Here is a 14,206-nt window from a genome sequence, read left to right on the forward strand (position 1 = left end):
CTCGCCCCCGCCTCCCACCCCACCCCCCCCCCCCCCCCCCCCCGCGCGGCCCCCCCCCCCCCCCCCCCCGCCCCGGGAGCGCGGCCCCCGGTGAAAAATGCCGGGGGACCGGGCGCGCCGCCCGGTCCCCCGTGGACGAGACTCCGGTCCGGGATCAGACGGTGCCGCTCGCCGTGATCTCGACCTTGGCCTTGGGGGCGCCGCTCTGGGAGCCGTAGCTCTCGATCTTGTCGACGATGTCCTGGCCCTCGACGACCTCGCCGAAGACCACGTGCTTGCCGTCCAGCCAGGACGTCACGACGGTGGTGACGAAGAACTGGGAGCCGTTGGTGTTGCGGCCCGCGTTGGCCATGCTCAGCAGGTACGGCCGGTCGTGCTTGAGCTGGAAGTTCTCGTCCTTGAACTTCTCGCCGTAGATGCTCTTGCCGCCGGTGCCGTCACCACGGGTGAAGTCACCGCCCTGGAGCATGAACTGGGGGATGATCCGGTGGAAGCCGGAACCGGCGTAGCCGAACCCGTGCTGCCCGGTGGCGAGCTCACGGAAGTTGCGGGCCGTCTCCGGCACCACGTCGTCGAACAGGTTGAACACGATCCGGCCGGCCGGCTCGTTGTTGATCGAGATGTCGAAATAAACGTTGTCGCTCATGCAGGTCAACCTATCGCGAACGGCTCTGCCGGGCCGCACGGCCCGGGGTGTCGGGGTGTGCCGGGACCGCTCGGCGCTTCCCCCCACCGCCCTTGAACCGTTGACGGGATTGGTTCGGACCTTTAGCCTCACCGGTCATCGGCGGTTCAGAATGCGCTCGAAGTTCGCATACATGAACGCCCATCGAGCTCCGGGCGCGGCCTTCTGACGAAAGGACCCCCACGTGAACCGCTCCAGGCTGTTCGCGGCGCCGGCCACCGCGAGCCTCGCCCTCACCCTCGCGCTCACCGCCCTGCTCGGCGGCAGCGCGGACGCGGCGGACCCGCACGTCGCACCCGGCGGGAACTTCGACCTGTCCGTGTGGCAGCTCCAGCAGCCGGTCGGCTCCCCCGGGTCACCGACCACCATCCCATGGGCCTGACCGTCCCTCCGCCCAGGCCGAGGAGGTGGGGGACTGGGTCGAAGCCACCGGCAAGAACCTGACCCACATATTCGCCACCCACGGTCACGGTGACCACTGGTTCACCGCAGGCGTCCTGGCGGAGCGATTCGGCGCGCAGGTCGTCGCCTCCGCGGGCACGATCACGCAGATGCACCGCAACGTCTCCCTCCGCCCGCACTTCTGGGACAGGCTCTTCCCCGGACAGATCCCGGACGCCCCCGTCACCGCCGTCACCGTGCCCGGCAACCGGCTCAGCCTCGAAGGGCACGACCTGGTCATCGTGGAGGTGGGCCACAGCGACACCGACGAAACGAGCGTGCTGCACGTCCCCGACCTCGAACTCGTCGTGGCCGGTGACGTCGTCCACAACGGTGTGCACCAGTACCTCGCCGAATCCCGGGACGGCGGCCGCGACGCCTGGCGCGAGGCCCTCACCGTCGTCGAAGGCCTGCGGCCGCGCCGGATCGTGACCGGACACAAGAACAAGGAACTCGACGACGACGCCGCCCGTGCCATCGCCGAGACCCGGCTCTACCTCGACGCCACCGACGAACTCCTCGGCAGGCAGGAGGACGCGCTCGGCTTCTTCCACGCCATGCTGGAACGCTTCCCCGAACGCCTGAACCCGGGCGCGCTGTGGGGCGGGGCCGTCGCGCTGTACGCGTAGTCGCGCACCGGAACCGGCACGTCGGGACGCGCCGGTCGGGAACTTCACCCTTCCGGGCGGTGATTACTCCGCAAGTGGTACATCTTCCCGGACGGTCGTAGCGTCGAAGAGGACACGTACGCGGAACGGGCTGGAGCGACCATGCGCAGACCAGTGGTGGGAACGGCGATCGGACTCGGGGCGGCCCTGCTCCTGACGGCGGGCATGACGACGGCCTCCGCGACGCCGCCGACACCGTCCCCGGCGCGGGCGCCGGTCCAGCACCCCGTGCTCGTCGACTGCCTCTGGCACCAGCGGTACCGGCCGACCGACTTCATGCTGGCCTGCGGCGACGGCAACAGCCTCCTCACCGGCATGCGCTGGTCCCAGTGGAACGACGGGTCCGCCGTCGCCCAGGGCGTGAACCTGGTGAACGACTGCAAGCCGTACTGCGCGGCCGGAAAGTTCCACAAGTACCCGGTGACCATCCGGCTCGACCGTCCGACGGCCTGGACGAAGCACCCGAACGTGCAGCACTTCACGCGGATGAACCTGACCTACTCCGACGTCAGGCCGGAAGGGTACACGCAGGTCATGAGCTACCCCCTGTGGAACTGAGCGGGGTCGTCACCCGGCCGGGCGGCAGGCGGGGCCACGCCGTGCGCCGGCCGGGCGACGCCGCGGCCACGGCTGCCGCGGCCACGGGACGGGGAAGCGTCATGGTGGTGTGACCGGTACGCCGGAGCCCTGCGCCCCCGTCGAAAGAGGTCACATGCCCCGACTCCCCCGCCGGGCCGTCGCCGTACCGGCCGCGGTCGTGATCGGCCTGCTCGCGGCGGTTCCGGCCGCGAGCGACGAGCCGGTCCTCTCCCGTCCGCACACCGTCGCCCACTTCGACCTCGCCCAGGGACAGACACCCGAGAGCGTCGTCGCCGAGCGGGGCGGGGCGGTCGACATGTCCTTCGCGTTCGCCCGGCAGGTCGTCAAGGTCACCCGGGAGCGCCGCGTCCGGGTCCTCGCCACCCTGCCCGCCGAGCAGCACCCCCGGACGCCCTTCGTGCACACCGCGGTCACCCACGGCCTGGCCCGCGCCCTCGACGGCACCCTGTACGTCACCTACGCCACCGGCACCGACCGGACCGGCGTCTGGCGGATCCCGGCCGGCGGCGGCACACCCGAGCAGATCGCCCAGCTGCCGGCCGACGGCCTGCCCAACGGGCTGGCGCTCGACGAGAGGCACGGCGTGCTCTACGTCGCCGACTCCGCGCTGGGCACGGTGTGGCGCGTCCCGCGGGCGGGCGGCGAGCCCACGGCCTGGGCCACCGGCCCCGCGCTCGCCGGGCTCCCCTCGGCCACCGGCTTCGGTGCCAACGGGATCAAGGTGCACCGGGACGCGGTGTGGGTGACCAACACCGACCGCGGCACCCTGCTGCGCATCCCGGTCGCCGCGGACGGCTCGGCGGGGCCGGCCGGGACGCGGGCGACCGGGCTCACCGGGGTCGACGACTTCGTCTTCCCCGGGCACTCGGACAACGTGCTCGCCGCACTGAGCCCGGCCAACGAGGTCGCGCTGGTCGGCCCGGACGGCAGCCGCGCAACCGTGCTGACCGTGCAGGAGGGGCTGTCCAACCCGACCTCGCTCGCCGTGAACGGCCGTGACGTCTTCGTGGCGAGCGCCGCCTACCTCACCCAGCGCGACCCGAACCTGCTGAAGGCCCTGCTGGGCGCGCACTACTCCCGTTCCTAGCCGGGAGGGCCGGTCGGTCCGGCCCTCCCCCGCCCCCGCGGCGGTCCGTGCTCAGGCGATCTCGACCAGCAGGTCACCGCCCTCCACCTGCTGGATGCGGTTGATGGCGAGCCGGGAGATCCGGCCGGCCTTCGGGGCGGTGATGGTGGCCTCCATCTTCATGGCCTCGATCGTGGCCACCGTGGCGCCCGCCTCGATCTCGGCGCCCTCGCTCACCGCGAGGGTGACGACGCCGGCGAACGGAGCCGCGACGTGGCCGGGGTTGGCCCGGTCCGCCTTCTCGGTGGCCGGGATGTCCGAGGCCGCCGCCCGGTCGCGGATCTGGATCGGCCGCAACTGGCCGTTCAGGCTCGACATCACCGTGCGCATGCCGCGCTCGTCGGCCTCGCCGACCGCCTGGAGCTCGATCAGCAGCCGGACGCCGGGTTCCAGGTCGACCGAGTACTCCTTGCCCGGACGCAGACCGTAGAAGAAGTCCTTGCTGTCCAGGACGCTGGTGTCGCCGTACGTCTGCCGGTGGGTCTCGAACTCGCGGGTCGGGGCCGGGAACAGCAGCCGGTTCAGGGTCGTACGGGGCTCCTTGGCCAGGCCCTCGCGGTCCTCCGCGGTCAGCTCCGGGGCCGGCCTGGCGGCGGCGCGGCCCTGGAGGGCCTTGGTCCGGAACGGCTCGGGCCAGCCGCCGGGCGGCGTGCCCAGCTCGCCGCGGAGGAAGCCGATGACCGAGTCGGGGATGTCGAACCGGTCGGGGGTCGCCTCGAAGTCCTCCGGCTTCACCCCGGCGCCGACCAGGTGCAGGGCGAGGTCGCCGACCACCTTGGAGGACGGCGTGACCTTGACCAGCCGGCCGAGGATGCGGTCGGCCGCCTCGTACATCGCCTCGATGTCCTCGAAGCGGTCGCCGAGGCCGAGCGCGACGGCCTGGGTGCGCAGGTTGGAGAGCTGGCCGCCGGGGATCTCGTGGTGGTAGACGCGGCCGGTCGGCGAGGCGAGGCCCGCCTCGAAGGGGGCGTAGACCTTGCGGACGCTCTCCCAGTACGGCTCCAGGTCCTCGACCGCCCGCAGGTCGAGGCCGGTGGGACGCTCCGAGTAGTCGGTCGCGGCCACGATCGCCGACAGCGAGGGCTGCGAGGTCGTGCCGGCCATGGAGGCCACCGCGCCGTCCACCGCGTCCGCGCCCGCCTGGATCGCGGCGAGGTAGGTGGCCAGCTGGCCGCCCGCGGTGTCGTGGGTGTGCAGGTGGACCGGGAGGTCGAACTCCCGGCGCAGGGCCGAGACGAGCGTCGCGGCGGCCGGGGCACGCAGCAGGCCGGCCATGTCCTTCACCGCGATGATGTGCGCACCGGCCTCGACGATCTGCTCGGCGAGCCGCAGGTAGTAGTCGAGGGTGTAGAGCCGCTCGTCGGGGTTGGACAGGTCGGCGGTGTAGCAGAGGGCGACCTCGGCGATCGCGGTGCCCGTCTCCCGTACGGCCTCGATGGCGGGACGCATCTGGCCGACGTCGTTGAGGGCGTCGAAGATGCGGAAGATGTCGATGCCGGTGGCGGCGGCCTCCTGGACGAAGGCGTCGGTGACCTCCGTCGGGTACGGGGTGTAGCCGACGGTGTTGCGGCCGCGCAGCAGCATCTGGAGGCAGATGTTGGGGACGGCCTCGCGCAGGGCGGCCAGCCGCTCCCAGGGGTCCTCGGCGAGGAAGCGCAGCGCCACGTCGTAGGTGGCGCCGCCCCAGCACTCCAGGGAGAGCAGCCCGGGCAGGGTGCGGGCGACGACCGGGGCGACGGCGAGCAGGTCCTTGGTGCGCACGCGGGTGGCGAGCAGGGACTGGTGGGCGTCGCGGAAGGTGGTGTCGGTGATGCCGATGGTGGGCGACTCGCGCAGCCAGCGGGCGAAGCCCTCCGGGCCGGCCTCGACCAGCCGCTGCCGGGACCCGGCCGGGGGCTCACCGGCGGGCAGCGGAGGCAGTTTGGTGGTCGACTCGATCAGGTGGGGGCGCTCGCCGTGCGGCTTGTTGACGGTGACGTCGGCCAGGTAGGTGAGCAGCTTGGTGCCGCGGTCGGCGGAGGTGCGGGCGGTCAGCAGGTGCGGGCGCTGCTCGATGAACGAGGTGGTGATCCGGCCCGCCTGGAAGTCCGGGTCGTCCAGGACGGCCTGGAGGAACGGGATGTTGGTGGCCACGCCGCGGATGCGGAACTCGGCGACGGCACGCCGGGCGCGCCCGATGGCGGCCCTGAAGTCCCGGCCCCGGCAGGTGAGCTTCACCAGCATGGAGTCGAAGTGCGCGCTGATCTCCGTACCCGCGTGGGTGGTTCCGCCGTCGAGCCGGATGCCGGAGCCGCCCGGGGAGCGGTAGGCGCTGATGCGGCCGGTGTCCGGGCGGAAGCCGTTGGCCGGGTCCTCGGTGGTGATGCGGCACTGCAGGGCGGCGCCGTGCAGCGTCACCGTCTCCTGGGAGAGCCCGAGGTCGGCGAGGGTCTCGCCGGAGGCGATGCGCATCTGGGCCTGGACCAGGTCGACGTCGGTGACCTCCTCGGTGACCGTGTGCTCGACCTGGATGCGGGGGTTCATCTCGATGAAGACGTGGTTGCCGTCGCGGTCGAGGAGGAACTCGACGGTGCCGGCGTTGCGGTAGCCGATCTCGCGGGCGAAGCGGACGGCGTCGGCGCAGATGCGGTCGCGCAGCGCGGGGTCGAGGTTGGGCGCGGGGGCCAGCTCGATGACCTTCTGGTGGCGGCGCTGGAGCGAGCAGTCGCGCTCGAAGAGGTGGATGACGTTGCCCTCGCCGTCGGCGAGGATCTGCACCTCGATGTGGCGGGGGTCGACGACGGCCTTCTCCAGGAAGACCGTGGGGTCGCCGAAGGCGGAGGCCGCCTCGCGCGAGGCCTGCTCGATGGACTCGCGCAGCGCGGCGGGCTCCTCGACCCGGCGCATGCCGCGGCCGCCGCCGCCCGCGACGGCCTTCACGAACACCGGGAAGCCGATCTCGTCGGCGGCGCGGACCAGTTCGTCGATGTCGTTGGAGGGCTGGGAGGAGCCGAGCACCGGCACCCCGGCGGCGCGGGCGGCCGCGACGGCGCGGGCCTTGTTGCCGGTCAGCTCCAGCGTCTGGGCACTGGGCCCGACGAAGGTGATGCCCGCCTCCTCGCAGGCGCGGGCGAGTTCGGGGTTCTCGGAGAGGAACCCGTAGCCCGGGTAGACGGCGTCGGCCCCGGCCCGCCGGGCCGCTCCCACGATCTCCTCGACGGAGAGGTAGGCGCGCACCGGATGCCCCGGCTCCCCGATCTCGTACGCCTCGTCGGCCTTCAGCCGGTGCAGCGAGTTGCGGTCCTCGTAGGGGAACACGGCGACCGTCCGCGCCCCCAGTTCATAGCCCGCGCGAAAAGCGCGGATGGCGATCTCTCCACGGTTGGCGACCAGCACCTTGCGGAACATCCCTGGATCCCTTCAGCCTGCCGGCGACGAACACCATGGTGTCAGCCGCGCCCGTCCTCAGGGGGTCTTGGGCGGATCATGTCGGCGTCGCGAGTCCGGTACGCGCATCCGCCGCGGTGTCGTCACTCGCCGACTCCCTCCTGCGTCCTGCGGCCGCACGCCCCGGCCCCCGACCGGACCGGCCGTGAGACGCCGTCCCCGCCGGCCGGCCTGATCCGCCGGACACCCCCTGGCTCGCCGCAACCTTAGGGGGTGCCGGAACCGGCTGAAGTGCGAAAACCATCACATTGACGTCGTTGAGCAGTTCGGGGGGTCGGCCGCGTGGGAGGTGCGGTTGCGGGGAAGCCGGAGGGGTTGGGGAGCCTCAGGGCAGCCGGAAGGACGGCACGGGTCGGCGCGGTGGGCCGGGGCTGGGCAGCGGCGGGTCGGACCGGGGCGGCGAGGGTGTGGTGTCGAGGCGTTCCACCAGGTGGGTGGCGAGCGGCAGGCGGCGGCCGTGCAGCAGACCGAGGACGATCGCCGAGCCCACGGCGATCAGGTGTTCGCGGCCGGCGAGGTTCGGTACGGCGACGGACTCCCAGACCATCGAGCCGCCGGTGAGGACGAAGACCACCGGGGCGCGCCGGACCACCGCCAGATAGGTGAACAGGCCCACCACCGCCGCGGACGGTCCCGTGTCCAGGACCCGGCCGACCTCCGGGGGCAGGCCGAAGCCCCACCAGCCGGGACCCAGCGCGACCATCACCCGGGCGGTCATGGTGCCGGCCAGGGTGGTGAGGTAGGCGACGGCGAGGGTACGGCCGCGGCCGAGGGTGAGTTCGGCGAGCGCGAAGGCGAGGAACAGCTGGGTGATGCCCGCCCAGACCGGCAGGTCGAGCGCCGGCACGTAGAGCGACACCGGGGTGCGCAGCAGGGAGAGCCACAGCGGGAGGTCGGCGGTGACACCGCCGAGGTGCCACACCAGCCTTCTGCCGAAGGGGTGCTGGGCGACGGCGTGGAAGAAGATGACGCCGAAGGCGGCGACGAAAGCCAGCACGAGCCCGGACAGTCCGCGCCGCACCAGCTGCCGTACCGGCTCCACGACGATGGCGTGCCATTCGCCGCGCAGCGTGCGCCACACGAAGCGGAGCAACCGCGCGACCACCTGGCTCCAGCCGCCTTCCATGACAGGCATCGCCCCCTCGACACCATCCCGGTCGTCGGCCTGCGCCATCCCGGAGGTCCACCGCGGCGAGGCCGTTCCATGCGTCATCGTATAGACGTTTGGATCATTTGCGGCGATGCGGGAGCTACGACCGGTCGGATATCAGCGTCGGATTTATCACCCGTCCACGGCTCAACCCGCGCGCCCGCGATCGCGTCGCACGACGCTCTCCGCAGCCGGTGAACGCCCGGCTTCCTGCCGGAAGTCGAAGACGCTCCGCGCAGCCTGTTGCTGGAGCAACCGGGCGGGTGAGGGAGACAGGCGGGGCGGGCGGGCCGGTCACGGACACCGCAGACCGCCTTGTCGCACAGGACCGTTCACAGCCGGAGCACAACAAGTCACCTTCCCTGTCCCCCGCTTTTCGGCAATGGGACCTGAACCGTTCTGTTTCGATCACGAACTCTCGTATAGTGACGCCCAGTTCAGCACCGAGCGTCACAACTCCTTCACCGGACACACATCCCTCCCTGCTCCGAGGACCAGACCTCACCGATGACCGCGCCCACGCATCCCGGCGAACGACCTTCCCTCCGTACGCTCGTTCCGACCTTCGCGTCGACCGCCGTGGTGTCGGCCCTCGCGGTCTTCGCCGCGGTGACCGCCGCGCCGTCGTCGGTACGCACCCCCCTCGCCCTCGGCGCGAGCGCGGCCGCGCTGCTGCTCTGCGGGGCGGTGACCTGGGCCGTGCAGGCGGTGCGGACCGCGCGCGCCGCCCGTCGCCGGCTGGAGGCGGTGAGCCAGGACATCGGGCGGCTGCTCCAGCAGCAGGCCCGGATCACCGAGGAGGCGCGCCAGGAGCAGCAGCGGCTGATCGACGAGCTGGCGCACCAGCGCAGTGAGTTCGCGGACTCCTTCGAGCAGGAGCGGGCCCGGATCCGCCAGGACAGCGGCGAGGAACTGGAGTGGTACCGGCAGGAGCACGCCCGGCTCACCGCCGAACTGGACCGTGCCTCAAGGGAACGGGCCGCCGCGGTCGCCGCCGCCGGCAACGCGGCCGGCCGGATGCAGGCCCTGGCCACCGCGACCCTCGCCGACCTGCGGGCCATGGAGGACCGGCACTCCGACGAGGACGTGCTCGCCGACCTGCTGCACCTCGACCACCGCACCGCCCAGGCGGGCCGGCTCGCCGACTCCATCGCCGTCCTCACCGGGGCCCGCTCCGGCCGCCGCTGGGCGCGGCCGATCAGCATGGAGTCGATCCTGCGCGGTGCGATGGGACGGATCAGCGGCTACCGCCGGGTGCGGGTGCACTCGGTGAGCGAGACGGCCGTCGCCGGACACGCCGCCGAGGGCGTCATGCACGCGCTCGCCGAACTCCTGGACAACGCGGCCAACTTCTCGCCCCCGACCGCCGAGGTCCACGTGTACGTGGAGGAGGTGCCGGCCGGGGTCATCGTGTCCGTTGAGGACAGCGGGCTGGTGATGGGCGACGTGCAGCTGCGCCGCGCCGAGCGGGCGGTCGCCGGGGACAGCACCGGGCTGGGCGGTCTCACCGGTACCCGGCTCGGGCTCGCGGTGGTGGGCCGGCTGGCCCGCAAGCACGGGCTGAAGGTGTCGTTCCGGCCGTCCGCGCGCGGCGGCACCGGGGTGCTGATGCTGATCCCGCAGGACCTGCTGACCCGCCGGGTCGCCGACGAACCCGCGCCCGTCCAGGAGCGGGACGCGGCCGAGGCGCTGCCGGTCGCCGCGGACCCTGTGCCGGTGCACGAGTCCGCCGGTTCCGACCTCTCCGACGACTTCGAGGAAGGGCCCACCGGGCTGCCCAGGCGCCGCCGCGGCCGGACCCTCGCCGAGGCCGAACGCCGCTCGGCGGCCCAGTCCGCCGAGCCGCGCCCCGCCTCCGGTGCCGCGGACGCCCAGGCCCGTGCCGCCCGCTTCCACAGCTTCCGGCAGGCCGTCCGCCCGGCGACCCCCGGCTCCGCCGAGAGCTCCGCCGCCCCCTCGGCCGGCCCCTCCGCCGAGAGCTCTGCCGAGACCTCCGGCGCGGCCGCCGAAGCAGCCCCGCACGCTCCCGTTCCCACCCACGACCCGGTCCCCGCGCCCCACCCGGAGTCCGGACCGGAGCCCACGTCCCACCCGTACGCGTACCCGGAAGGCGACCCCACTTCATGACCGGCAGGACCACCGCCGACGACAAGCTCACCTGGCTCATCGAAGGCCTTCTGGAACGCACCCCGGGTGCCCGGCACGCCCTTGTGCTCTCCCGTGACGGCCTGAAACTCTGCCGCACCCCGGAACTCTCCGTCGACCAGGCCGACCAGCTCGCGGCGATCGCGGCCGGCATCCAGTCGCTGTCGCACGGTGCGTCCGTCGAGTTCGGCGACGGCAGCGGCGGCGTGCGGTCGGCGATGACCGAGTTCTACGGGGGCGTCCTGTTCATCGTGGAGGCCGGTGAGGGCGCCCATCTGGCCGTGGTGACCAGTGAGGACGCCGACCCCGGGCTGGTCGGGCACAACATGAGCGAACTGGTCGAGCAGCTCGGCGAACACCTGACCGCGCAGCCCCGCACGTCATGAGCCGGCCCGGCAGGGACGACGCGCCCGACCGTCTGTACACCCTCACGGGGGGCCGCAGCAGCGCCGGCCCCGACAGCCCCTTCGACCTGGTCACCCTGGTCGTCGCGGAGTCGGAGCCGGGTCCCGGCATGCAGTCGGAGCACGCGGCGATCCTGCGGCTGGCCGAGTTCCCGACCTCGGTGGTGGAGATCGCCGCCGAGCTGAAGCTGCCGGTGAGCATCACCAAGGTCCTGCTGTGCGACCTGCAGGCGGCCGGCCGGGTCAGCGCCCGCCACCCCCACCGGCCGGCCATCACCGACCCCGACATCCTGGAGCAGGTGCTCGTTGGACTCCGCAACCTCTGACGCGCGCACCCCGTTGGGTGCCTCCGCCGACCACGGTTTCAAGATCGTGGTCGTGGGCGGCTTCGGCGTCGGCAAGACCACCCTGGTCCGCTCGGTCAGCGAGATCCGTCCCCTCAACACCGAGGAGACGATGACCCAGGCCGGCGCGGAGGTCGACGACATCCAGGAGGTGCGCGGCAAGTCCGCGACCACCGTCGCCTTCGACTTCGGCCGGATCACGCTGGACGCCCGCAATGTGCTCTACCTGTTCGGTGCGCCGGGCCAGGAGCGGTTCTGGTTCCTGTGGGACCGGCTGTTCTCCGGCACTCTCGGCGCGGTCGTCCTCGTGGACACCCGGCGGATCGACGACTCCTGGTACGCGATCGACCGGCTGGAGAAGCACGGCACGCCGTTCATCGTGGCGTGCAACGACTTCGGCGGCCCGGTGCACAGCCCCGAGGACGTCCGGCTGGCCCTCGACCTGGATCCGCACGTGCCGCTGGTGACCTGCGACGCCCGTTCCCGGGAGTCCGGCAAGCAGGTGCTGATCACGCTCGTCCAGCACGTCAAGACCCGGTACGCCGGCCCCTTGGCACCGGCCGACCTGCCCCGACAGGAGTTCGTGTGACCCCCGACGCCGTGCCGCTCGGCGGCCCCCGGTTCCAGACCGAACCGGCGCGACTGTACCGCGAGATGCGGCGCGACCACGGCGCCGTCACCCCCGTCGTGCTCGACGGGGACATACCCGCCTGGCTGGTGGTCGGCTACCGCGAGCTGCACCAGGTGACCGGCGACCCGGTGCTGTTCAGCCGGGACTCGGAGCTGTGGAACCAGTGGGACATGATCCCCGACGGCTGGCCGCTGCTGCCGATGATCGGCCGCAAGCAGCCGTCGATCCTCTACACCGTCGGCGAGCGGCACCGTGAGCGGGCCGGGATGATCAGCGACGCGCTGGAGGCCGTCGACCCGTTCGAACTGCGCGGCCACGCCGAGCGGTTCGCGGACGAGCTGATCGACGGACTGTGCACCGCCGGTGAGGCGGACCTGATCGGCCAGTACGCGATGCTGCTTCCGGTGCGGGTCCTCGCGCAGCTGTACGGCTTCGCCGACGAGGACGGCCCCGGCCTGGTCACCGCCCTCAACGACATGATCGACGGCCGGGAGCGGGCCCTGGCGGGGCAGACCCACCTGGCCACGTCCATGGCCCAGTTGCTGGCCGACCGGAAGGCGGACCCGGCCGACGACGTGGTGTCCCGGATGCTCCAGAACACCAACGGGTTCACCGACGAAGAGATCATGCAGGACCTGATGGTCATGATGGCGGCCGGACACCAGCCGACCGCCGACTGGATCGGCAACTCGCTGCGCCTGATGCTCACCGACGACCGGTTCGCCGCCTCCCTGTTCGGCGGGCGCAACAGTGTCGCCGAGGCGATGAACGAGGTGCTGTGGGAGGACACCCCCAGCCAGAACGTCGCCGGCCGCTGGGCCTCCCGTGACACCCAGCTGGGCGGCCGCCGGATCCGCGCCGGCGACCTGCTGATCCTCGGCCTGCAGGGCGCCAACTCCGATCCCCAGGTGCGCACCGACGCCTCCGCGCTGACCGGCGGCAACAACGCGCACTTCTCCTTCGGGCACGGCGAGCACCGCTGCCCGTTCCCCGCCCAGGAGGTCGCCGAGGTGGTCGCCCGGACCGGCATCGAGGTCGTCCTCGACCGGCTCCCCGACATCGACCTCGCGGTGCCCGCCGACTCCCTCACCCGTCGGCCCTCGCCGTGGCTGCGGGGCCTGACCGAACTGCCCGTCAGGTTCACTCCCGTACCCGCCCTCTGATCCGCACCTCCGCGTCGAGAGACAGGCGCAGCACACCGCATGGCGCAGTTACCCGACCCTGCCCTGGGAGGCACGTCACGATGACGACCGGTACCGGACAAGCCCGGATCGCCCTCGACCCCTTCGTCACCGACCTCGACGGCGAGAGCGCGCGGCTGCGCGCCGCCGGTCCGCTCGCGGCCGTGGAGCTGCCCGGCGGGGTGCCCGTCTGGGCGGTCACGCACCACGCCGAGGCCAAGGCGCTGCTCACCGACCCGCGGCTGGTCAAGGACATCAACGTGTGGGGGGCCTGGCAGCGCGGGGAGATCGCGCCGGACTGGCCGCTGATCGGCCTCGCCAACCCCGGCCGTTCGATGCTGACCGTGGACGGCGCCGATCACCGCAGGATGCGCGCCCTGGTCGCGCAGGCGCTCACCCCGCGCCGGGTGGAGCGGATGCGCGAGCGCATCGAGAAGCTCACCCAGGACCTGCTGGACCGGCTGCCCGAGGACGCGGAGAGCGTCGATCTCAAGGCTGCCTTCGCCTACCCGCTGCCGATGTACGTGGTCGCCGACCTCATGGGCATCGACGAGGCAGAACTGCCCCGTCTGAAGGTGCTGTTCGAGAAGTTCTTCTCGACCCAGACCCCGCCCGCGGAGGTCGTCGCGACGCTGACCGAACTGGCCGGGATCATGGCGGCGACGGTCGCCGCCAAGCGGGCCGAGCCGGGTGACGACCTCACCAGCGCACTGATCCTGGCCTCCGAGGACGGCGACCACCTCACCGACGAGGAGATCGTCTCCACGCTCCAGCTGATGGTGGCGGCCGGGCACGAGACGACGATCTCCCTGATCGTCAACGCGGTGGTCAACCTCTCCACCCATCCGGACCAGCGGGCCCGGGTGCTCTCCGGCGAGGTGGACTGGTCTGCGGTGGTCGAGGAGACCCTGCGCTGGTCCACCCCGACCTCGCACGTCCTGATCCGCTTCGCCACCGAGGACGTCCCGGTCGGCGACAAGGTGCTCCCGGCGGGCGACGCGCTGATCGTGTCGTACGCCGCGATCGGCCGCGACGAGAAGGCGCACGGCCCGAGCGCCGGGGAGTTCGACATCACCCGCCGGTCGCCGAACCGGCACATCTCCTTCGGGCACGGCCCGCACGTCTGCCCGGGTGCGGCCCTCTCCCGCCTGGAGGCCGGCGTCGCGCTGCCCGCGCTCTACGGCCGCTTCCCCCACCTGGACCTGGCCGTGCCGGCCGCCGAGCTGCGCAACAAGCCGGTGGTCACCCAGAACGACCTGTTCGAGCTGCCGGTCCGGCTCACCCCCTGACGGGGTTCACCACGGACGACCTGGCGCCCGGCCCCGGAGCGGAGCGCACCGCCCCGGGGCCAGGTCTGCCGGACGGGCCGCACCCGTTTGACTTCGAGTGCTCTTCAAGTCGTAGC

Annotated in this window: 12 protein-coding genes and 1 pseudogene; 10 read left to right on the plus strand and 3 right to left on the minus strand. The window is 72.4% G+C overall.

The window, feature by feature from the left end; translation table 11 throughout:
- Nucleotides 1-154: 154 nt before the first annotated feature.
- Nucleotides 155-646 (minus strand): peptidylprolyl isomerase, encoded by a 492-nt coding sequence (locus tag AB0M11_RS25815; protein WP_365709377.1) that lies wholly within the window; start codon nt 644-646, stop codon nt 155-157.
- Between the two features lie 223 nt (nt 647-869).
- Here AB0M11_RS25815 and AB0M11_RS25820 point away from each other — a divergent pair.
- From AB0M11_RS25820 to AB0M11_RS25835, 4 genes and pseudogenes are all read left to right on the plus strand, one after another.
- Nucleotides 870-1,055, plus strand: a pseudogene (locus AB0M11_RS25820) (polysaccharide lyase family 7 protein); the annotation flags it as partial.
- A gap of 37 nt (nt 1,056-1,092) precedes the next feature.
- On the plus strand, nt 1,093-1,755 hold the full coding sequence (locus AB0M11_RS25825; protein ID WP_365709379.1) for an MBL fold metallo-hydrolase: 663 nt from the start codon (nt 1,093-1,095) through the stop codon (nt 1,753-1,755).
- 141 nt (nt 1,756-1,896) lie between these two features.
- On the plus strand, nt 1,897-2,352 hold the full coding sequence (locus AB0M11_RS25830; protein ID WP_365709381.1) for a hypothetical protein: 456 nt from the start codon (nt 1,897-1,899) through the stop codon (nt 2,350-2,352).
- A 154-nt stretch (nt 2,353-2,506) separates the two neighbouring features.
- Complete coding sequence (locus AB0M11_RS25835; RefSeq protein ID WP_365709383.1) at nt 2,507-3,481, plus strand: hypothetical protein; 975 nt, start codon at nt 2,507-2,509, stop codon at nt 3,479-3,481.
- A 51-nt stretch (nt 3,482-3,532) separates the two neighbouring features.
- On the opposite strand, the gene AB0M11_RS25840 is transcribed toward AB0M11_RS25835, so the two are convergent.
- Complete coding sequence (locus AB0M11_RS25840) at nt 3,533-6,907, minus strand: pyruvate carboxylase (protein WP_365709385.1); 3,375 nt, start codon at nt 6,905-6,907, stop codon at nt 3,533-3,535.
- A 364-nt stretch (nt 6,908-7,271) separates the two neighbouring features.
- Nucleotides 7,272-8,081 carry a hypothetical protein gene (locus AB0M11_RS25845; RefSeq protein WP_365709460.1) on the minus strand — a complete coding sequence of 270 codons (810 nt, stop codon included), beginning with the start codon at nt 8,079-8,081 and terminating at the stop codon, nt 7,272-7,274.
- Between the two features lie 522 nt (nt 8,082-8,603).
- On the opposite strand from AB0M11_RS25845, the gene AB0M11_RS25850 reads away from it, so the two are divergent.
- The 6 genes from AB0M11_RS25850 (at nt 8,604) to AB0M11_RS25875 (ending at nt 14,090) form a co-directional block, all read left to right on the plus strand.
- Nucleotides 8,604-10,223: an ATP-binding protein gene (locus AB0M11_RS25850; protein ID WP_365709387.1), complete on the plus strand. Its 1,620-nt coding sequence runs from the start codon at nt 8,604-8,606 to the stop codon at nt 10,221-10,223.
- Nucleotides 10,220-10,627, plus strand: a complete 408-nt coding sequence (locus AB0M11_RS25855; RefSeq protein ID WP_123979438.1) for a roadblock/LC7 domain-containing protein — start codon at nt 10,220-10,222, stop codon at nt 10,625-10,627. The genes AB0M11_RS25850 and AB0M11_RS25855 overlap by 4 nt, the downstream gene beginning before the upstream one ends.
- Complete coding sequence (locus AB0M11_RS25860) at nt 10,624-10,971, plus strand: DUF742 domain-containing protein (protein ID WP_365709389.1); 348 nt, start codon at nt 10,624-10,626, stop codon at nt 10,969-10,971. The genes AB0M11_RS25855 and AB0M11_RS25860 overlap by 4 nt, the downstream gene beginning before the upstream one ends.
- Nucleotides 10,972-10,984: 13 nt before the next feature.
- A complete protein-coding gene (locus AB0M11_RS25865; protein WP_365709462.1) occupies nt 10,985-11,578 on the plus strand; it encodes an ATP/GTP-binding protein in 594 nt (197 codons plus the stop codon).
- Entirely contained in the window at nt 11,575-12,783 is a 1,209-nt protein-coding gene (locus tag AB0M11_RS25870; protein ID WP_365709391.1) for a cytochrome P450, read from the plus strand. The genes AB0M11_RS25865 and AB0M11_RS25870 overlap by 4 nt, the downstream gene beginning before the upstream one ends.
- Nucleotides 12,784-12,863: 80 nt before the next feature.
- Nucleotides 12,864-14,090, plus strand: coding sequence for a cytochrome P450 (locus AB0M11_RS25875; RefSeq protein WP_365709393.1), 1,227 nt, complete (start codon nt 12,864-12,866; stop codon nt 14,088-14,090).
- Nucleotides 14,091-14,206: the final 116 nt, after the last annotated feature.

It is taken from the genome of Streptomyces sp. NPDC051987, from assembly GCF_040680735.1.
Classification (GTDB): domain Bacteria; phylum Actinomycetota; class Actinomycetes; order Streptomycetales; family Streptomycetaceae; genus Streptomyces.

Bases quoted from the DNA above. Each gene is read 5' to 3' on its own strand.
- AB0M11_RS25815 (WP_365709377.1), bottom strand. From the start codon at position 646: ATGAGCGACAACGTTTATTTCGACATCTCGATCAACAACGAGCCGGCC.
- AB0M11_RS25830 (WP_365709381.1), top strand. From the start codon at position 1,897: ATGCGCAGACCAGTGGTGGGAACGGCGATCGGACTCGGGGCGGCCCTG.
- AB0M11_RS25835 (WP_365709383.1), top strand. From the start codon at position 2,507: ATGCCCCGACTCCCCCGCCGGGCCGTCGCCGTACCGGCCGCGGTCGTG.
- AB0M11_RS25840 (WP_365709385.1), bottom strand. From the start codon at position 6,907: ATGTTCCGCAAGGTGCTGGTCGCCAACCGTGGAGAGATCGCCATCCGC.
- AB0M11_RS25845 (WP_365709460.1), bottom strand. From the start codon at position 8,081: ATGCCTGTCATGGAAGGCGGCTGGAGCCAGGTGGTCGCGCGGTTGCTC.
- AB0M11_RS25850 (WP_365709387.1), top strand. From the start codon at position 8,604: ATGACCGCGCCCACGCATCCCGGCGAACGACCTTCCCTCCGTACGCTC.
- AB0M11_RS25855 (WP_123979438.1), top strand. From the start codon at position 10,220: ATGACCGGCAGGACCACCGCCGACGACAAGCTCACCTGGCTCATCGAA.
- AB0M11_RS25860 (WP_365709389.1), top strand. From the start codon at position 10,624: ATGAGCCGGCCCGGCAGGGACGACGCGCCCGACCGTCTGTACACCCTC.
- AB0M11_RS25875 (WP_365709393.1), top strand. From the start codon at position 12,864: ATGACGACCGGTACCGGACAAGCCCGGATCGCCCTCGACCCCTTCGTC.